Source organism: Lysobacter sp. KIS68-7 (assembly GCF_021284745.1).
Taxonomy (GTDB): domain Bacteria; phylum Pseudomonadota; class Gammaproteobacteria; order Xanthomonadales; family Xanthomonadaceae; genus Noviluteimonas.
The window spans coordinates 2,147,159-2,164,722 of sequence record NZ_CP089925.1 but is presented as its reverse complement, the minus strand read 5'-3'; the positions used below and the strand labels follow the sequence as shown (position 1 = coordinate 2,164,722).

Sequence of the window (17,564 nt, the reverse complement as noted above, 5' to 3'; positions counted from 1 at the left end):
ACCGCGCGGCGCGGATTGCAAGCACTTTTTCCTTATGAATCCGGGGCCTGCGGAAGGTTCCTCTCAGGGTGGAACAACAAACACGCGCAAGTCGGGATGTTCCACGATCCGGGCCCGCCAGTCCTCGCCGTTCGGGGTACCTGGGACCAGGTCGATCGACCGGCCGCCGCCATCGATGGCCAGGGCCAGGTCGAGGTCGGCCGGGGGCAGCGCATCCCCGCCCCGCTCCGGCCATTCGACCAGCCACAGGGCGCCGTCCGCGGCGTCGATGCCGAGGAATTCCAACTCGCCGGGATTGCCGATGCGGTAGAGGTCCAGGTGCAGCGCATCGCCCCCATCGGCCAGCGGATAGCGCTCGACCAGGGTGTAGGTCGGACTGCGGATCGCGCCGGTCACGCCGAGTGCGCGCAGCAATGCACGCGCCAGCGTCGACTTGCCTGCGCCAAGGTCGCCGCGCAGGTGCACCACCGCGCGCGGCGGCCGCGTGCGCGCGAGCAGCGCGCCGAAGCGATCGGTGGCGTCCGGATCGGGCAGGTGCAGTCGCATCAGCGCACGTTGTCCGGATTGGACAGGCGACGCAACCGCGGCAATAAGTCGGAGGGCAATAGACCGCGCTCGCCACCGTCGCGCGCGGCTTCGTCGCCCGCCGCGGCGTGCAGCAGCGCACCGACGCACGCGGCATCGAAGGCCGGTTGGCCCTGCGCGCGCAGCGAGGCGATGACACCCGTCAGCAGATCGCCCATGCCACCGACGGCCATACCCGGATTGCCCGCACCGATCACCGCGGGTCGATGATCCGGCGCAGCCACGATCGTGCCTGCGCCCTTGAGCACGACGACCGCACCGAACTTCTCCACGAGCGCATGCGCCGCGCCGAAGCGATCGTCCTGGACCTCTGCGGTGGTCGAACCGAGCAGGCGCGCGGCTTCACCGGGATGCGGCGTGAGGATGCAATCGGACGGCAACGTTTGGTTGCGTGCGGCGAGCAGATTCAGTGCATCGGCATCGAGCACGAGCGGTTTTCCTGCGGAAAGCGCAGCGCCGAACAGCACGCGCCCCCACACGCCCTGCCCCAACCCGGGACCGACCGCGACAACGTCCGCGTGCTGCAACTGCACCGCAAGATCTTCGCTGCGCTCCACCGCGCGGCCCATCGCTTCCGGACGCCGTGCAAGCATCGCCGCGATGTGTTCCTCGCGCGTGGCGACGTCCACCAAGCCCACGCCACTGCGCAACGCTGCATCCGCGCACAGCAGGATCGCACCGCCGCTGCCGTGGTCGCCGCCGAGGCACAGCACGCGTCCCGACAGTCCTTTGTGTGCATTGCGCGGCCGCGGGCGCAACACGTTGCGCAAGGCATCCGGCAACACGAGCGCCGAATGCGGGGCGATGCCGTCGAACGCATTCGGTGGCACCTGCAATTCCGCGAGTTCCAGGCGACCGGCCAGATCGATCGCCGCACCGGTGCGCAGGCCAGGCTTGGGCACGATGAACTCGAGGGTGCGCGTGGCCGCGACCGCCACGCCGGGCACGGCACCGCGATCGGCGTCCACGCCGCTCGGCGCATCCAGGGAGAGGCATGCCGCCGGATGCGCATTGATCGCTTCGATCAAGCCTTTCGCCGCGCCTTCCGGCGCGCGCGTCAACCCGAGGCCGAACAGTGCATCGACGATGAGATCGGCGGGAGGCAGCGCGTCGACGAAGGTTTCCGTCCGCCCGTTGCGTTCGCGGAATTCATCGCGCGCCCGCGTCGCGGACGCGGTGCGCGGCGAATGCTCGGCCAGGCGCACCACCCGCACGTTGCGGCCGGCCTCCAGCGCCAGGCGCGCGAGCACGTAGCCGTCGCCGCCGTTGTTGCCCGGGCCGCACACCACCACGATGCGCTGGGCCTGCGGCCAGTGGCGCAGGGCACAGTGCCAGGCCGCGCGGCCGGCACGGCGCATCAGTTCGAAGGCATCGCCGCCCAGGGCGTCGGTGGCGCGGGTGTCGAGCGTGCGCGCGGCGTTCGCGTCGTAGAGCGCTAAGGTCGGTGGCATCGCCGGATTCTATACTTCACGCGTGCCTCCACTTTCGCCCACGGTGTCCCGAAACGCGCCGGATCCGGTCCTGCTTGCGGCCCGGATCCGCGAGATCGCGCGCGCGATGGGCTTCCAGCGCGTGGGCATCGCGGGTGTCGAACTCGGGCCCGACGAAACGCACCTGCGCGATTGGCTCGCGCAAGGCCTGTACGGTTCGATGGACTGGATGGCGCGACACGGCGACAAGCGCTCGCGCCCCGGCGAACTCGTGCCCGGCACGGTGCGCGTGATTTCCGTGGGCCTGGATTACGGGCAGGACGACACGGCGGCCTGGGACACGCTCGCCGATGGCACGCGGGCCTACGTGGCGCGCTATGCGCTCGGCCGCGATTACCACAAGCTGATGCGCAACCGCCTGCAGGCGCTCGCCGACCGCATTGCCGAAGAGATCGGACCGTTCGGGCATCGCGTGTTCGTCGACTCCGCGCCCGTGCTCGAACGCGCCCTCGCGCGCAACGCGGGCCTGGGCTGGATCGGCAAGCACACCTGCCTGATCGACAAGGACGCCGGCTCCTGGTTCTTCCTCGGCGAGGTCTACGTCGACCTCCCGCTGCCGATCGACGAGCCCGCGAGCGCGCATTGCGGCACCTGCGTGCGCTGCATCGAGATCTGCCCGACGCGCGCGATCGTCGCGCCGCATCGCCTCGACGCGCGCCGCTGCATTTCCTATCTCACCATCGAACACGAAGGGTCGATCGATCCGGAGCTGCGTCCCTTGATGGGCAACCGCATCTTCGGCTGCGACGACTGCCAGCTGATCTGCCCCTGGAACAAGTTCGCCAAGCGCACGGACGAACCGGATTTCCGCGCACGCAACCGCCTCGACGAAGGGACGCTGCCGGAACTGTTCGCGTGGTCCGAAGACGAATTCCTCAAGCGCACCGAAGGCTCGGCGATCCGCCGCAGCGGGCATGCGCGCTGGTTGCGCAACATCGCCATCGCGCTGGGCAATGCGCCGACGACGCCGGAGGTGCTGGCGGCGCTGCATGCGCGCGAAGGCATCGAAGACGAGGTCGTGCGCGAACACATCGCATGGGCCCTCGCGCAGCACGCCGCGCGCGCACGCGAGATCGACGCGCAGCTGATGTCCTAGCGGTCGTCGCGCAGGATTTCGTCGAGCAGCGCGCGCGTCACCGGATCGGCGATGTCCGCGGCCTGTCCGCGCAGCGCCGGCAGCAAGCCACTCGCAAGCTGCTTGCCGAGCTCCACGCCGAACTGGTCGAACGCATTGATGCCCCACGCGCGCGATTGCAGGTACACACTGTGTTCGTACAGCGCGACCAGCGCGCCCATCGCACGCGGCGTGAGCGAATCGACCAGGAATAGCGTGCTCGGGCGATTGCCGGCGTAGCTGCGATGCGGGTCGTCGCTGCCCTGCCCGTTCGCGAACGCTTCGGTCTGCGCGAGCAGGTTGGCGAACAGCGCGCGATGGCTTTCGCGATGCGGATGGTCGGGCAGCACGACGCCCACGAAATCGCCGGGCACGATGTCGGTGCCCTGGTGCAGCGCCTGGAAGAAGCTGTGCTGCACGTCGGTGCCGGCACCACCCCACCACACGGGGACGGTCGATTCGGTCACCGGCGTCCCGTCGAGATGCACGGACTTGCCGAGGCTCTCCATCACCAACTGTTGCAGGTGCGCCGGCAGCAGCTTCAGCCGTTCGTCGTAGGTGAACACGCCCTGCGAGGCGAAGCCGAGCGCGTTGCGATTCCACAGCGCGGTCAACGCATGCCACGCGCCGAGGTTCTCGCGCAGCGGCGCCTGCAGCACGTGCGCGTCCATCTCGGCCGCGCCTGCAAGCAATTGTTCGAAGGCCGGCATGCCCAAGGCGAGCGCGATCGGCAGGCCCACGGCAGACCACAGCGAATAGCGCCCGCCCACCCAGTCCCACATCGGCAGCGTGCGTTCTTCGGGAATGCCCCACGCGGCGGCGCGCGCGAGGTTGGAAGTGACGGCGAGCAGGTGCGTGTCGTGGCCGAGCCATTCGCGCACGATTTCGCCGTTAAGCAGCGTTTCCTGCGTGCCGAAGGTCTTGGACACCAGGATCGCAGCGGTGCGCTTCGGATCCAGCCCGGCCAGCACGCGCTGCGCCGCGGCGCCGTCGACGTTGGACAGGAAGTGCACGCGGAAGCGGCCGGGGCTTGGCGGCTTCAGCGCATCGACCACCAGTCGCGGACCGAGGTCGGAACCGCCGATGCCGATGCTGACGACGTCGGTGACCGGCGTGTCCTGCAGCGATTCGATGAGGTGGCGCATGCGCGCGAGCGCGGCGGTCGCCTCGTCGTGCGCGGCGACGGCGGCGGGCGCCTGCGACAGGTGGCTGCGCAAGGCGGTGTGCAGCGCGGCGCGTCCTTCGGTCGGATTGACGTGTTCGCCGTCCACCAGCGCGCGCATCGCGCCGGCGAAATCCGCGGCTTCGCCGAGGGCGAACAACGCATCGAGCGCCGCGCGGTCGTAGCGCTGGCGCGCGAAGTGGGCGTAGAGGGGGCCGACGCGCAGCACGAAGTCGTTCGCGCGCGATGCATCGTCCGCGACCAGCCGTTTGATCGGCGTGTCGCGCAGGCGCGCCGCATGGGCGCGCAGTGTTTCGAAATGGGCGTCGAGGGCGGGCGTGCGATCCATGCCCGCCGTCCTCACGCGGCCTGCTTCGGCATCGAGTGGTTGGTGTGCGTCAGCGCGTTCTCGCGGTCAACGTACACCAGGGTCGGCTTGTACTTCGCCGCTTCGGCTTCATCCATCGCCGCGTAGGCGCAGATGATCACCAGGTCGCCCGGCGAGGCGCAGTGCGCGGCCGCGCCGTTCACCGAAATCACGCCCGAGCCTTCTTCGCCGCGGATCGCGTAAGTCACGAAGCGCGCGCCGTTGTTGACGTTGTAGATGTGCACCTGCTCGTACTCGCGGATGCCAGCGATGTCGAGCAGGCGGCCGTCGATGGCACACGAGCCTTCGTAATGCAGCTCGGCATGGGTCACGGTGGCGCGGTGGATCTTGGCTTTGAGCAGGTTGAGCTGCATGGAACGGCTCCGGGGGGCGGGGCGGCCTTGGAAAGGTGCGCAGTCTAGGTGGGGGGTTGCGGCACTGCAACAAAGGGCCGCGCCGGGCAATTCAGCGTTGCCCGCGGCCGCTGTTCAGGCCGTGAATTCGAGGTTGTCGATCAGGCGGGTGCGGCCCAGGCGGGCGGCGATGAGGGCCACGCGGGGGCCCGGCGCGTCGTCGGGTTCGGTGAGGTCGGGGGCGCGGATGGCGGCGTAGTCGACTTCGAAGCCCCCGGTGGCCAGCGCGGCGGCGGCCTGCGCTTCCACGTCGGCCCGCTGGCGCCCGGCCGCGATCCCCTCGCGCATGGCCTGCAGGGTCCGGTGGATCAGCGCCGCGCGCGGCCGCTCCTCCGCCGACAGGTACTGGTTGCGCGAGCTCATGGCGAGCCCGTCGCCTTCGCGCAACGTGTCGCCCGGCAGCAACTCGATCGGGAACGCGAGGTCGCGGACCATGTAGCGGATCACCGCGAGCTGCTGGTAATCCTTGCGGCCGAACGCGGCGACATCGGGCTGCACCTGGTGGAACAGGCGCGCGACCACGGTGGCCACGCCATCGAAATGCCCCGGCCGATGCGCGCCTTCCAGCACTTCGGTCACGCCAGGCACGCGCATGCGCACCGCACCGTCGGAACCGTAGGGGTACATCGCGTCCACGCTCGGCATCCACAGCAATTCGCAGCCCGCGTCGGCGAGGCCTGCGGCGTCTGCTTCCGGCGTGCGCGGATAACGCGCGAAATCTTCGTTGGGGCCGAACTGCGTCGGGTTCACGAACACGCTGGCGACCACTTTGTCCGCGTGCTTGCGCGCGAGCTTCACCAGCGAGAAGTGGCCCGCATGCAGGTTGCCCATCGTCGGCACGAAGCCCACGCGCAGGCCCTCGCGCTTCCACGCACCGATGCGCGCGCGCAGGTCCGACAGATCGGTGGAAATCCACAGCGCCATCGCGCGTCCTTATTCGTAGGCGTGGGCGGCGTCGGGGAAGGCGCCGCTGCGCACGGCCTCGCTGTAGGCGCGCACCGCGCCGGCGAGCGAGCCGCCCTCGGCGAGGAAATCCTTCACGAACTTCGGGCGGCGATGCCCGGTGTTCGCGCCGAGCAGGTCGTGCAGCACCAGCACCTGGCCGTCGCAATCCGCGCCTGCGCCGATGCCGATGGTGGGAATCGTGCTCGCGTGCGTGATCGCCGACGCCAGCGCGGACGGCACGCATTCGAGCACGAGCAAGGTGGCGCCGGCTTCGGCGACCAGGCGCGCGTCTTCGCGCAATCGCGCGGCGGCCTTGTCCTCGCGGCCCTGCACCTTGTAACCGCCCAGGCGCAGCACCGACTGCGGCGTGAGGCCGAGGTGCGCGCACACGGGAATCTCGCGATCGACGAGGAAGCGGATCACTTCGAGTTTGTGGCCCGCGCCTTCGAGCTTGACCATCGCCGCGCCCGCCTGCAGGAAACGCATCGAGGCTTCGAACGCGCGCTCGGGCGTTGCGTCCGCGCCGAACGGCAGGTCGGCGATCAACAGGGCCTTGTCCAAACCACGCGCCACGCACTGCACGTGGTACGCGATGTCGGCCACGCTCACCGGCAGCGTGCTGTCATGTCCCTGCACCACCATGCCGAGCGAGTCGCCGACGAGGACGAGGTCGGTGCCGTTCTCCTCGAGCACGCGCGCAAAGCCCGCGTCGTAGGCGGTGAGCATGACGAGCTTGCGGCCTTCGCCCTTGGCGTCGGCCAGCATGGGCACGGTCCAGGGCTTGGCGTCGGTGCTCGTGTACATGGGGGGTGGCCGGTCGACGGGCGGCTAGCCTATCGCGTGGATGTCGCCGGTGACCATCGCGGCCACCAGGTCCGAAGCACGGCCGTGGCCGGGAATCACCAGGTCGGGTGCGATTTCGACCAGCGGCACCAGCGCGAACGCGCGCTCGTGGAGATGCGGGTGCGGGACGTGCAGGCCGGGCTCGTCGATGACGGCGTCGCCGTACAGCAGCAGGTCCAGGTCGAGCGTGCGCGCGCTCCAGCGCTCGACATCGGCGCGCTCGCGGCCGAAGTCGCGCTCCACGCCCAGCATGGCGTCCAGCAGCGTGCGGGCGTCCAGTGCGGTCTCCAGCAGCGCGGCGGCATTCACGAACGCCGGCTGGTCGGTCTTGCCCCAAGCGGGCGTGCGGTACAGGCGCGAGGCCTTCACCAGGCGCGTGCGCGGCAATGCGTCGAGCGCCTGCAGCGCCGCCTGCACCGTCGCGACGGCGTCGCCGAGGTTCGCTCCGAGGCCGATGCAGGCCTGCATGGTCCGCCTCACTCGCCGGCGGCGGGGCCGTTGGAACGGCGGCGGCGACGACGGCGGCGACGCGGTGCATCGCCCTCGCCCTCGCCTTCGTGCGTGCCGGCTTCGATCGCCTGCGCGTCGAGCAGCGCGACGGTCTCCGCCGGTTGCGCCTGCGCATCGCGCCAGAACGCGATGTCGTCGCTGTGCTCGGCGGAGGCGTGCTGGCGCAGCACGAGGAAATCGAAGGCCGCGCGGAAACGCGGATGCGCGAGCATGCGGAACACGCGCTTGCGCTGGCGTTGCGCGAAGCGCGACTGCAGCAGCCAGATCTCCTGCATCGGCAGGGAGAAGCGGCGCGGCAGCGCGATGGTGTCGAGTTGATGCAGCGTGACGCGGTCGGCCGCGCGACGCTGCGCTTCGGCCGCATGCACGCCCTGCGCCTGCAACGTCATCAGGTCGCGGCAATACGCGGGCCACAGCAGCACGGCGAACAGGAAGGCCGGCGAGACCGGATCGTCGCGCTCGATGCGCTCGTCGGTGGCGCGCAGGCCTTCGACCAGCATGCGACGCAAGGCACCGCTGCGGTTGGAGGCGAGCGCCGCCGCGGTTTCCGGCAGGAAGACCTTCAGCAGGCCGTGGCGTTCGAGGCCTTCGAAACTCGCGACCGCGTGGCCGGAGAGGAAGATCTTCAGGGTTTCTTCGAACAGGCGCGCCGGCGAGGATTCGCGCAGCAGCGGTGCGAGCGCGGGAATCGGACGCGCCGTCTCGGGCGCGATCGTGAAATCGAGTTTCGCAGCCAGGCGCACGGCGCGCAGCATGCGCACGGGGTCTTCGCGATAGCGCGTTTCCGGATCGCCGATCAGGCGCAGCACGCGCGCCTGCACGTCTTCGAAGCCGCCCACGTAATCGCGCACGGAGAAATCGTCGATGGCGTAATAGAGCGCGTTGGCGGTGAAGTCGCGGCGCACGGCGTCGTCTTCGATGGTGCCGTAGACGTTGTCGCGCATCAGGCGACCGCCTTCGTGCGTTTCGCGGTCGCCGCTGCCGTCGTCCACGTTTGCGCGGAAGGTCGCCACTTCGATGATCTCGCGGCCGTACACCACGTGCGCGAGGCGGAAGCGCCGGCCGATCAGGCGGCAATTGCGGAACAGCGCCTTGACCTGCTCGGGCGTGGCGTCGGTCGCGACGTCGAAGTCTTTCGGATGCCCGCCGACCAGGAGGTCGCGCACGGCGCCGCCGACGAGATACGCGCCGAAGCCGCCTTCGCGCAGGCGATAGAGCACGCGCAACGCGTTGGGACTGATCTCCTTGCGCGAGATCGGATGCGCGTCGCGCGGGATCGTGCGCAGGACAAGCTGCACACCAGGATGTGTCGTATGTGGCGAGGTGGACATCACGTGCGGCAGACGCCGCGATTCAAAGGGCCGGGTGGAGGACGTTCCGTTGCCTGGGGCCACGGCGGCCCGTATAGTAGCAAGCTCGCTGAAGCAAGCTCTTGCTCCCTTCGTCTAGAGGCCTAGGACGTGGCCCTCTCAAGGCTAAAACACGGGTTCGAATCCCGTAGGGAGCGCCATCTCCTGGCCCCTGGTGCGCAAGCACCGGGGGCTTTGGTTTTCAGCGACCCCTCCCTGGGCTTCAACGCCCAGGAGCGGATCGATCAGCCAACGATCGCGTAGGCCAGGGCCACCAGCACGACGGCCACCAGCGCGCCGGCGAGCATCTCGACCGGCATGCCGCCCTTCGCCTTGGCGATCTTCGACGGATCCTGCGTACGTTCCAGCATCGCCTGCGCGAACGCGTCCGGCGAACCTTGTTCGACTTGCATGGCACTTCCCCTAGTCAGCGGCCCCCCAGGCCGAGGCCAGACTAGCGCGGTTTTGCGGTGCAAAACCATCTCGGCGACCCCTGCCCCTTGGGTTTACACTGCCGGGCCCCGGACCGCTTTCGCCGACCATGCCTTTCGTCGTCACCGAAAACTGCATCAAGTGCAAGTACACCGACTGCGTCGAGGTGTGCCCGGTCGATTGCTTCCACGAAGGCCCGAATTTCCTCGTCATCGATCCGGACGAGTGCATCGACTGCACGTTGTGCGAGCCCGAGTGCCCGGTCAACGCGATCTACCCGGAAGACGACGTGCCTGCGGGCCAGGAAGCGTTCGTCGCGCTCAACGCGGAGTTGTCGAAGTCCTGGCCGGTGATCACCGTGCGCAAGGATCCGCCCGAGGATGCGAAGGATTGGGAAGGCAAGACGGACAAGTTGCCGCTGCTCGAACGCTGAGCGTCGACGCTTCCGCAAACAAGAACGGGCGCCTCGCGGCGCCCGTTTTCGTTTGCAGCGATGTCGGATGCGATCAGCGGCCGCCGAGCGCCGTCTTCAGCGTGTCGACCAGCTTCGCCGGCGCTTCGCCGGTGGCGGGCATGCCGCGCGGATCCACGGCCGAGACGTACGTGCCCGATTCCACCTTGGTGACGCGCACGAGGAAATCCGCACCGCCGTAGTTCACGTCGTACGCACCGAGCAGCTGCGCGCGGCTGGCGACCGTGAGGCCTTCGACCTTGGCGAGCTCGTCGCCCACCTTCGTGAACACCGCATCGCGATCGCCCGCGACGGTGAAACCGATCGGCGCCGCGGCGCCGGCGGCCGCGGCCGCGCTCGGCTGGGCGGCGTTGGCCGACGCGGTGGCCGGCAGCTTCATCGCCGCGTCGAGCGCGGGCTTGTCCAGGTCCGGCGGCACTTCCAGCGGACGCGGCGTTTCGGAATACAGCTTGCTTTCCTTGCTCCACCAGTGGCAGCCGCCGAGGAGGCCGACGAGCAAGGCGGACGCGATGAGGGGGGTCAAACGCATGTTGTGGCTCCTGTCAGGCCGCGACCGAGTCGCGGATGGATTGTTCGAGATCGAGGATGTCGGCCGCCACCGACGCCGTGCGCACCGCGTGCGTCGACGAGAGCGGCAACAACGGAAGGCGCAGGCCGTGGCCGATGCCCATGTGCGCGAGCAGCGCCTTGACGGGGATCGGGTTGGGTTCGACGCCGAGGAAATCGTTGGCGTTGCGCAGGCGCGTATCGAGGCCCTCGGCCACGCTGCGTTCGCCCTTGCGTGCGAGGTCGCACAAGCGACGGAACGCGCGCGGCAACACGTTGGATGCGACGGAGATGACGCCGTCCGCGCCGGCGAGCATCGCGCGGCATGCGGTCGGATCGTCGCCGCTGAGGATCGTGAACGCGTCGCTGCGCAGCGGCAGCAGCGCGTCCATGCGTTCGACGTCGCTGCGCGCTTCCTTCAGCGCGACGATGCGCGCATGGCCGGCGAGTTCCGCGACGGTCTCCGGCAGCATGTCGCAGCCGGTGCGGCCGGGCACGTTGTAGAGCACGACCGGCAGTGCGCCGTCGTCGGCGACTGCGCGGTAATGCGCAAGCAGGCCCGCCTGCGTCGGCCGCACGTACGGCGGGGTGACGACGAGCGCGGCATCGGCGCCGAGCGCACGGGCGCGACGCGTCTGTTCGATCGTCTTGGCGGTGTTGGACTGGCCGGTGCCCGCGAGCACGGGGATGCGGCCGGCGATGTGTTCGACGGCGCTGCGCAGCAACGCGTCGTATTCGACGTCGAACAAGGCCGCCGCTTCGCCGGTGGAACCGGCCACGACCACCGCCTGCGTACCGCCGGCGAGCTGGAGGTCGAGCAGGCGACGCCAGGCGTCGAGGTCGAGCGCGCCATCGGCCGTGAACGGCGTGGCCAGCGCTGTGATGCTGCCGGAAAGTTGCAAGGGGGCTCTCGTGAAGGACTGCGCAGCGCGCACTCATGGATGAGCGACGCGAGGCGCCGCCTGTCGCGATCTTACTTGCGGCGTGAAACCAGCGGCAAGTATGCTGGCTCCGCCCGGGCCGGATGCCGGGGCGCAACCCCACTCGGAAGGCCGCCTTGACCGATACCCCCACCCGTCCTGCGCCGAACGAGAACCACCTGCTGATCAACGCGTACACCACGCACCCGCAGTCGCCGCTGCTCGCGGTGACCCGTCGCATTTCCGACAGCGGTTGCAACCTGGTCGACGCGCGCCTGAGCACGGTGGGTCGGGACGTCTCGGTGACGGCGCTGGCGACCGGTTCGTGGGACGCGGTGGCCAAGCTCGAAACCATGCTCGGGCGCCTGGAGCGCGAGGAAGGCCTCAAGCTCGTGTTCTACCGCACCGGCCCCAAGCAGGTGCAGTCCAACCTGTTGCCCTACATCGTCGAAGTGGTGGCCGCCGACAAGCCCGGCATCCTGTTCCAGCTCGCCGATTTCTTCGACCGCCAGGGGATCACGATCGAGAGCCTGCACTGCTCGCGCTACCGCGCGATGCAGACGGGCGCCGACATGTTCTCCGCGCAGGTCACCATCGGCATTCCCGCCGACATGCACATCGCCGCGTTGCGCGACGATTTCCTCGAGTTCTGCGACCACCTGAACCTCGACGCCATCATGGATCCGATGAAGTTCTGATGCCTGCGTCCGCCAAGCCGCTGCCCCGCAAGATCCTCGACGCCAAACTGGCGGTCGCGGGCAAGGACGGCATCCGCGAGGCGAAGCTTTCCGACTTTTCCGGCCGCTGGCTCGTCCTGTACTTCTATCCGAAGGACAACACGCCCGGTTGCACCACCGAAGGCCGCGACTTCGCGGCACTGCTGCCGAAGTTCCGCCGCGCCGGCGCCGACGTGCTGGGCGTGTCGCGCGATTCCACGCGCTCGCACGAGAACTTCTGCAACAAGCAGGGCTTCGGTTTCGAACTCGTCAGTGATGCGGATGAAACTCTCTGCAACGCGTTCGATGTCATCCGCGAGAAACAGTTGTATGGTCGAAAATACATCGGCGTCGACAGGAGTACCTTCCTGGTCGCACCCGATGGCCACGTCGCGCACGAGTGGCGCGGCGTGAAAGTGCCCGGCCACGCCCAGGCCGTGCTCGAAGCTTTGCAGTCCCTTCGCAAGGAAACCGCATGACGCGCAGCAAGCGGATCTACGTCCTCGATACCAACGTGTTGATGCACGACCCGACGGCCCTGTTCAAGTTCGAAGAACACGACGTCTACCTGCCGATGCAGGTGATGGAAGAGCTGGATAATGCGAAGAAAGGCACGTCCGAGCCCAGCCGCAACGCGCGCCAGGTCAGCCGCTTCCTCAACGAGTTGATCGAATCCCAGGGCGTGGCCAACGTCCACGACGGCATCCCGTTGCTGCGCCCGCAGGGCCTGCAGCTGCGCGGCGCGGAAAGCGCCGGCCGCCTGCGCTTCCAGACCAGCGACTTCGATGCCGGCAAGCGCTTCGGCGCGGTGATCCCGGACAACCACATCCTCGGCGCGATCCTCGCGCTGAAGGAAGCCGAACCCGAAACGCCGGTGGTGTTCGTCTCCAAGGACATCAACCTGCGCATCAAGGCCGCGATCGCGGGCCTCGTGTCGGAGGACTACGAGAACGACCGCGCGCTCGACGACTTCAGCCTGCTCTACACCGGCGCCACGCAACTGCCGGAAGCGTTCTGGTCCATCCACGGCAAGGACCTCAAGTCGTGGACGGAAAAGGGCCGCACCTTCTACGAGATCGCGCGCCGCGACGATGACGATTGGTATCCCAACCAGTTCCTGTTCCTGCCCGGCGACGAAGAAGCCGAGCTGAAGGTCGCCAAGGTGGGCGACGCGCGCGTGGTGCTCCAGATCGTCGACGACTACCGCCACAACCAGCACGCGGTGTGGGGCATCACCGCGCGCAACCGCGAGCAGAACTTCGCGCTCAACGCGCTGATGGACCCGGACATCGACTTCGTCTCGCTGCTCGGCACGGCCGGCACCGGCAAGACGCTGCTCGCCCTCGCCGCGGGCCTGGCGCAGACGATGGACCAGCAGCGCTATCGCGAAATCATCATGACGCGCGCCACGGTGAGCGTCGGCGAGGACATTGGCTTCCTGCCCGGCACCGAAGAAGAAAAGATGACGCCGTGGATGGGCGCGCTGACCGACAACCTGGAAGTGCTCACGCACAACCAGGAAGGCGGCAGCTGGGGCCGCGCGGCCACCAACGACCTGCTCGCCTCGCGCATCAAGATCCGCTCGCTCAACTTCATGCGCGGCCGCACGTTCCTCTCGCGCTACCTCATCCTGGATGAAGCGCAGAACCTGACGCCGAAGCAGATGAAGACGCTGATCACGCGCGCAGGTCCGGGCACGAAGATCATCTGCCTGGGCAACGTCGAGCAGATCGATACGCCTTACTTGACGGAGACCACGTCGGGCCTGACCTACGCCGTGGACCGCTTCAAGGGCTGGTCGCACAGCGCGCACGTCACGCTGCGCCGCGGCGAGCGTTCGCGCCTGGCGGATTACGCGTCCGAAGTTTTGTAAGCGTCGCGCGATGGGCGTGCAGCTGCCGCGATGGGTCTGGATCGGGGCGGGCGCGCTCGCGTGCATCGCGGGCATGGTCAACGCCGTGGGCTACCTCGGCTTCGAACACCAGGCGATCACGCACCTGACGGGAACGACGACGCTGCTCGGTGCCGCAATCGCGAACGGCGACGTGCGCGCGGCGACCGGTCTGGCGGGCGTGGCGCTGGCGTTCGTCGTCGGCGCCGCGCTGAGCGGGATCATCGTGCAGGACGCGACGCTGCAACTCGGTCGTCGCTACGGCGTGGCACTCGCGGTGGAATCCACGCTGCTGTTCGCGTCGGTGTTGCTCTTCCGACGGCAGGAGGTCGCGGGCGCCTGGCTGGCCGCGATGGCCTGCGGCCTGCAGAACGCGATGGCCACGACCTACAGTGGCGCAATCGTGCGTACGACGCATCTCAGCGGCATGTTCACCGACCTCGGCATCGGGCTCGGCCATGCGCTGCGCGGCCTGCCCTTGCAGCGGCGTCGTCTGGCGTTGTGCGGGTTGATCGTGACGACGTTCTTCGCCGGCGGCGTCCTCGGTGCGTTTCTGTTCTTCCGCCTGCACACCGACGCGCTGCTCGTTCCAGCGATCCTGACGGGCGTCGTCGGTATCGGGTACGTTGCCTATCGGCATCGCGCACGACACAGGGCGACGGCATGAAGGCGAGCGCACTCACCATCGCAGGCTCCGATTCCGGCGGCGGCGCAGGAATCCAGGCGGACCTGAAGACCTTCGCGGCGCACAACGTGCATGGTCTGTCGGCGATCGCGGCGCTCACCGCGCAGCACACGCGCGGCGTCACGGCCGTGCACGTGCCGGACGTCGACTTCCTGCGCGCGCAGGTCGATGCGTGCTTCGACGATTTCGACATCCGCGTGGTGAAGATCGGGATGCTCGCAACGACGGACGTGATCCGCACGACGGCCGCGTTGCTCGATGCGCATTCCGACGTGCCAGTGGTCCTGGATCCGGTGATGGTCGCCACTTCGGGCGCGAAGCTGCTCGCCGACGACGCGCTCGACGCGATGCGCACGCAGTTGCTGCCGCGCGCGCGGATCGCCACGCCGAACTTGCCGGAAGCCGAATTGCTGCTGGGTCGCACGATCGACGATGTCGAAGCGATGCGCGAAGCCTGCGAGGACCTGCGCGCACTCGGCGCGCACGCGGTGCTGCTCAAGGGCGGGCACCTGCCGGCGGGCGATGTGGTCGATGTGTTCGCCGATGCGGCCGGGCTGCACGAGATCGTGCATCCGCGCCTGCCCATCGAGGCGCACGGCACCGGCTGCACCCTCGCCTCCGCGATCGCCGCGCGCCTCGCGCTCGGCGACGATCTGCGCGCCGCTTGCATCGGTGCGTCGGATTACGTGCATCGCGCGCTGCTGGGCGGCTATCGCCCGGGACGCAGCGACATCCTGGTGCTCGACCACTTCGGCGCGATGCGATGAGCCTGCGTGCGTTGGACGTGCCGGTCGTCGCGCACGACGGGCATCGCACGGTGTTGCAGGCGCGCATTCCGGAAACACCGCACGCCACGCTGCTTTGGCTTGGCGGCATGGGCATCGCCGCACGCCACTGCATTCCGTTCGCCGAAGCGGTGGCGGCGCGCGGCATCGCGGTGTTCGTGCACGACTGGCGCGGCCTGGGCAGCAGCAGCGTGCGCGCATCGCGTGCGCAGGACTGGGGGTATCGCGAATTGCTGATGCTCGACCTGCCCGCGTGCGAAGCGGCGGTCGCTGAAACGCTGCCGAGCCTGCCGCGCATCGTCGGCGGGCACAGCCTCGGCGGACAACTCGCGAGCGTGCGACTCGGCCTCGCGCCGGACAGTGCGCAGGCCTTGTGGCTGGTCGCGAGCGGCACACCCGATTGGCGCGCGTTTCCTTCGCCAACGCGGTGGTGGTTGCCCATGGCGTATCGGCTGCTCGATGGCATCGCCGTCGCCTGCGGTCGCTTGCCCGGCCGACGCATCGGCTTCGGCGGAGAGGAGTCGCGCGGCGTCATGCGCGATTGGTCGCGCACGGGCCTGACGGGACGCTACGCGGCGAAGGGCCTCGACATTGATCTTGAAGCCGCGTTGCGCCAGGTGCGGGTTCCGATCCGCGCGGTGCGAATGGCGCACGACTGGCTCGCACCCGCCTCTTCGCTGCAGGCCCTGCTCGCGAAGATGCCCGAGGTCATGCCGCGCGTGACGGCGCTCGACCAGGCCGCCCCCGGCGTGCGCGCCGACCACTACGCCTGGATGAAGCAGCCCGAAGCGACGGTCGAGGCACTGCTCGCCGAGTGAATTGCATCCATGCGGCCTCGCCGGACGTACCTGTGGCGTGATCCAGACCCTCGTCCTGCGCCGCGCGCCCCTTGCCCTCCCGTGGCGCGGGCGTAGCATCGGGCACGGCCGACCCAGGGAGCGTTGCATGCCGGAACCGGCGAAGACCGTCGTGCCAGAGGGACCGGCGGGGGCGGACGGCCTCGCCGCGCCGATGGACCGCCGTGGGCTCGAACGCCTGCTCGCCAGCGTGGCGCGAGGTGATGCGCAGGCCTTCGAGCGTCTGTACCACGCAACGTCCGCGAAACTCTTTGGCGTCTGCCTGCGCCTGCTGCCCGACCGCAGCGATGCGGAAGACGTGCTGCAGGACGCCTACGCCGCCATCTGGCGCAAGGCCGCGCAATACGACGCTTCGATCGCCAGCCCGATCTCCTGGCTGGCGATGATCGCGCACAACAAAGCGATCGACCGGCTGCGCAGCGAAGGCATCGCGCGCAACGTGCCGATCGAATTCGCCGATGACGTCAGCGACACCAGCCCCGGCGCATCGCAACTTGCAGAACACGCGGGCGAAACGCGGCGCCTGGACCAATGCCTGGAGCAACTGGAAGCGCGTCGCCGCACGCTCATCCGCACCGCGTTCTTCGATGGCGCGACGTATGAAGAACTCGCGCGCCGCACCGACACGCCGGTGGGCACGGTGAAAAGCTGGATCCGCCGCGGCCTCCTGCAACTTCGCACGTGCCTTGAAACATGACACCCGACCCGGACATCGAACGCGACGACGAAGGCAGCAACGGCGACGACGTCCGCGCCGCCGAATACGTGCTCGGCACGATGGACGCCGATGCACGCGAAGCCTTCGCAGCGCGCGTCGCACGCGATCCGTCGCTCGCGCGCTCGGTGGATGCGTGGAATGGCCGGCTGTCGCCGATGGCCGATGAATTCGTTGCCGTCGCACCGCCGATGCATTTGTGGCACGCCATCCGTCGCCGCCTCGGCTTCGATGTCGTCGAACGCACGAGCACGCCGCTATGGGAGCGCATCGCGTTCTGGCGCGGCATGGGCCTGGCGGGCCTGGCCACCACGGCCGCGTGCGTGATTGCGCTGGTCGCCGTGCCGCGCATCGGACCCTCGCCGCTTCCGTCTCGCGCGCATTCCGCCCTGCCCCACCCGGTGCGCCTGGTCTCCACGCTCGCCGACGGCAAGGGACGCACCACCTTCGTCGCCGCCGTCGACGACGACGCCTGCACCATCGTGCTGATGCCGCGCGACCGGCAGCCGGCGCCGGGCCAGGTGCCCGAGTTGTGGGTCATCGGCGCCGACGGCGTGCCGCGCGCGATCGGCGTGGGCAGCGATGCCCCGCTGCAGGCGATGACCGTGCCGGATGCGATGCGCCCGGGCTTGTTGAACGCGGGCCTGCAGCAGACCGGCGCAACGCTGGCCGTCTCGATGGAACCGCCCGGCGGCTCGCCGACGGGCCGGCCCACCGGCTTCATCGCAGGCAAGGGACCGATCACCCGGCTGTAGCGGCAAGCCCGG

General features: G+C 69.0%; 20 protein-coding genes, 1 tRNA gene and 1 pseudogene. 11 read left to right on the top strand and 11 right to left on the bottom strand.

The genetic code is table 11. The features are described from left to right. Nucleotides 1–63 precede the first annotated feature (63 nt). Together tsaE and LVB87_RS10550 are read right to left on the bottom strand one after the other, a co-directional pair. Nucleotides 64–546 carry a tRNA (adenosine(37)-N6)-threonylcarbamoyltransferase complex ATPase subunit type 1 TsaE gene (tsaE, locus tag LVB87_RS10555; protein ID WP_232897925.1) on the bottom strand — a complete coding sequence of 161 codons (483 nt, stop codon included), beginning with the start codon at nucleotides 544–546 and terminating at the stop codon, nucleotides 64–66. Further along, entirely contained in the window at nucleotides 546–2,036 is a 1,491-nt protein-coding gene (locus tag LVB87_RS10550) for an NAD(P)H-hydrate dehydratase (RefSeq protein ID WP_232897924.1), read from the bottom strand. The genes tsaE and LVB87_RS10550 overlap by 1 nt, the downstream gene beginning before the upstream one ends. 22 nt (nucleotides 2,037–2,058) lie before the next feature. On the opposite strand from LVB87_RS10550, the gene queG reads away from it, so the two are divergent. Next, complete coding sequence (queG, locus tag LVB87_RS10545) at nucleotides 2,059–3,171, top strand: tRNA epoxyqueuosine(34) reductase QueG (protein WP_232897923.1); 1,113 nt, start codon at nucleotides 2,059–2,061, stop codon at nucleotides 3,169–3,171. Here queG and pgi read toward each other — a convergent pair. The 6 genes and pseudogenes from pgi to pcnB all read right to left on the bottom strand — a co-directional run. Beyond that, nucleotides 3,168–4,700, bottom strand: a complete 1,533-nt coding sequence (gene pgi / locus LVB87_RS10540) for a glucose-6-phosphate isomerase (protein ID WP_232897922.1) — start codon at nucleotides 4,698–4,700, stop codon at nucleotides 3,168–3,170. The two genes, queG and pgi, sit on opposite strands and share 4 nt — an antisense overlap. A gap of 11 nt (nucleotides 4,701–4,711) precedes the next feature. Further along, nucleotides 4,712–5,092: an aspartate 1-decarboxylase gene (gene panD, locus LVB87_RS10535; protein WP_232897921.1), complete on the bottom strand. Its 381-nt coding sequence runs from the start codon at nucleotides 5,090–5,092 to the stop codon at nucleotides 4,712–4,714. A gap of 114 nt (nucleotides 5,093–5,206) precedes the next feature. Further along, nucleotides 5,207–6,055 carry a pantoate--beta-alanine ligase gene (gene panC, locus LVB87_RS10530; RefSeq protein ID WP_232897920.1) on the bottom strand — a complete coding sequence of 283 codons (849 nt, stop codon included), beginning with the start codon at nucleotides 6,053–6,055 and terminating at the stop codon, nucleotides 5,207–5,209. A 9-nt stretch (nucleotides 6,056–6,064) separates the two neighbouring features. Next, the gene (panB, locus tag LVB87_RS10525; RefSeq protein WP_232897919.1) at nucleotides 6,065–6,880 is read right to left on the bottom strand and encodes a 3-methyl-2-oxobutanoate hydroxymethyltransferase; all 816 of its coding nucleotides are present in this window, start codon (nucleotides 6,878–6,880) and stop codon (nucleotides 6,065–6,067) included. Between the two features lie 24 nt (nucleotides 6,881–6,904). Further along, a complete protein-coding gene (folK, locus tag LVB87_RS10520) occupies nucleotides 6,905–7,387 on the bottom strand; it encodes a 2-amino-4-hydroxy-6-hydroxymethyldihydropteridine diphosphokinase (protein WP_232897918.1) in 483 nt (160 codons plus the stop codon). An 8-nt stretch (nucleotides 7,388–7,395) separates the two neighbouring features. Then, nucleotides 7,396–8,715: pseudogene (gene pcnB / locus LVB87_RS10515) on the bottom strand (polynucleotide adenylyltransferase PcnB); the annotation flags it as partial. A gap of 148 nt (nucleotides 8,716–8,863) precedes the next feature. Here pcnB and LVB87_RS10510 point away from each other — a divergent pair. Continuing rightward, a tRNA-Glu gene (locus LVB87_RS10510) sits at nucleotides 8,864–8,939 on the top strand. A gap of 84 nt (nucleotides 8,940–9,023) precedes the next feature. Here the strand turns inward: LVB87_RS10510 and LVB87_RS10505 are convergent. After that, nucleotides 9,024–9,191 (bottom strand): hypothetical protein, encoded by a 168-nt coding sequence (locus LVB87_RS10505; protein WP_232897917.1) that lies wholly within the window; start codon nucleotides 9,189–9,191, stop codon nucleotides 9,024–9,026. Nucleotides 9,192–9,319: 128 nt separating this feature from the next. On the opposite strand from LVB87_RS10505, the gene fdxA reads away from it, so the two are divergent. After that, entirely contained in the window at nucleotides 9,320–9,643 is a 324-nt protein-coding gene (gene fdxA / locus LVB87_RS10500) for a ferredoxin FdxA (RefSeq protein WP_232897916.1), read from the top strand. Between the two features lie 73 nt (nucleotides 9,644–9,716). Here the strand turns inward: fdxA and LVB87_RS10495 are convergent, their stop codons facing one another. Both LVB87_RS10495 and dapA read right to left on the bottom strand, forming a co-directional pair. Continuing rightward, nucleotides 9,717–10,211 carry a hypothetical protein gene (locus LVB87_RS10495; protein WP_232897915.1) on the bottom strand — a complete coding sequence of 165 codons (495 nt, stop codon included), beginning with the start codon at nucleotides 10,209–10,211 and terminating at the stop codon, nucleotides 9,717–9,719. Between the two features lie 13 nt (nucleotides 10,212–10,224). Further along, nucleotides 10,225–11,130: a 4-hydroxy-tetrahydrodipicolinate synthase gene (gene dapA, locus LVB87_RS10490; RefSeq protein ID WP_232897914.1), complete on the bottom strand. Its 906-nt coding sequence runs from the start codon at nucleotides 11,128–11,130 to the stop codon at nucleotides 10,225–10,227. Between the two features lie 122 nt (nucleotides 11,131–11,252). Here dapA and LVB87_RS10485 point away from each other — a divergent pair, with 122 nt between their 5' ends. The 8 genes from LVB87_RS10485 to LVB87_RS10450 all read left to right on the top strand — a co-directional run bounded on the left by LVB87_RS10485 (nucleotide 11,253) and on the right by LVB87_RS10450 (nucleotide 17,552). After that, nucleotides 11,253–11,846, top strand: coding sequence for a glycine cleavage system protein R (locus LVB87_RS10485; RefSeq protein WP_232897913.1), 594 nt, complete (start codon nucleotides 11,253–11,255; stop codon nucleotides 11,844–11,846). Continuing rightward, nucleotides 11,846–12,343: a peroxiredoxin gene (locus LVB87_RS10480; protein ID WP_232897912.1), complete on the top strand. Its 498-nt coding sequence runs from the start codon at nucleotides 11,846–11,848 to the stop codon at nucleotides 12,341–12,343. The genes LVB87_RS10485 and LVB87_RS10480 overlap by 1 nt, the downstream gene beginning before the upstream one ends. Continuing rightward, the gene (locus tag LVB87_RS10475) at nucleotides 12,340–13,737 is read left to right on the top strand and encodes a PhoH family protein (RefSeq protein WP_232897911.1); all 1,398 of its coding nucleotides are present in this window, start codon (nucleotides 12,340–12,342) and stop codon (nucleotides 13,735–13,737) included. The genes LVB87_RS10480 and LVB87_RS10475 overlap by 4 nt, the downstream gene beginning before the upstream one ends. A 10-nt stretch (nucleotides 13,738–13,747) precedes the next feature. Beyond that, complete coding sequence (locus LVB87_RS10470; RefSeq protein WP_232897910.1) at nucleotides 13,748–14,422, top strand: YoaK family protein; 675 nt, start codon at nucleotides 13,748–13,750, stop codon at nucleotides 14,420–14,422. Beyond that, nucleotides 14,419–15,207: a bifunctional hydroxymethylpyrimidine kinase/phosphomethylpyrimidine kinase gene (thiD, locus tag LVB87_RS10465; RefSeq protein WP_232897909.1), complete on the top strand. Its 789-nt coding sequence runs from the start codon at nucleotides 14,419–14,421 to the stop codon at nucleotides 15,205–15,207. The genes LVB87_RS10470 and thiD overlap by 4 nt, the downstream gene beginning before the upstream one ends. Continuing rightward, nucleotides 15,204–16,043 (top strand): alpha/beta fold hydrolase, encoded by an 840-nt coding sequence (locus tag LVB87_RS10460; protein WP_232897908.1) that lies wholly within the window; start codon nucleotides 15,204–15,206, stop codon nucleotides 16,041–16,043. The genes thiD and LVB87_RS10460 overlap by 4 nt, the downstream gene beginning before the upstream one ends. Before the next feature lie 193 nt (nucleotides 16,044–16,236). Further along, a complete protein-coding gene (locus LVB87_RS10455) occupies nucleotides 16,237–16,779 on the top strand; it encodes a sigma-70 family RNA polymerase sigma factor (protein ID WP_232900538.1) in 543 nt (180 codons plus the stop codon). After that, nucleotides 16,776–17,552, top strand: coding sequence for an anti-sigma factor (locus LVB87_RS10450; protein ID WP_232897907.1), 777 nt, complete (start codon nucleotides 16,776–16,778; stop codon nucleotides 17,550–17,552). Before LVB87_RS10455 ends, LVB87_RS10450 begins: the two co-directional genes overlap by 4 nt. The last annotated feature ends 12 nt before the right edge of the window (nucleotides 17,553–17,564 follow it).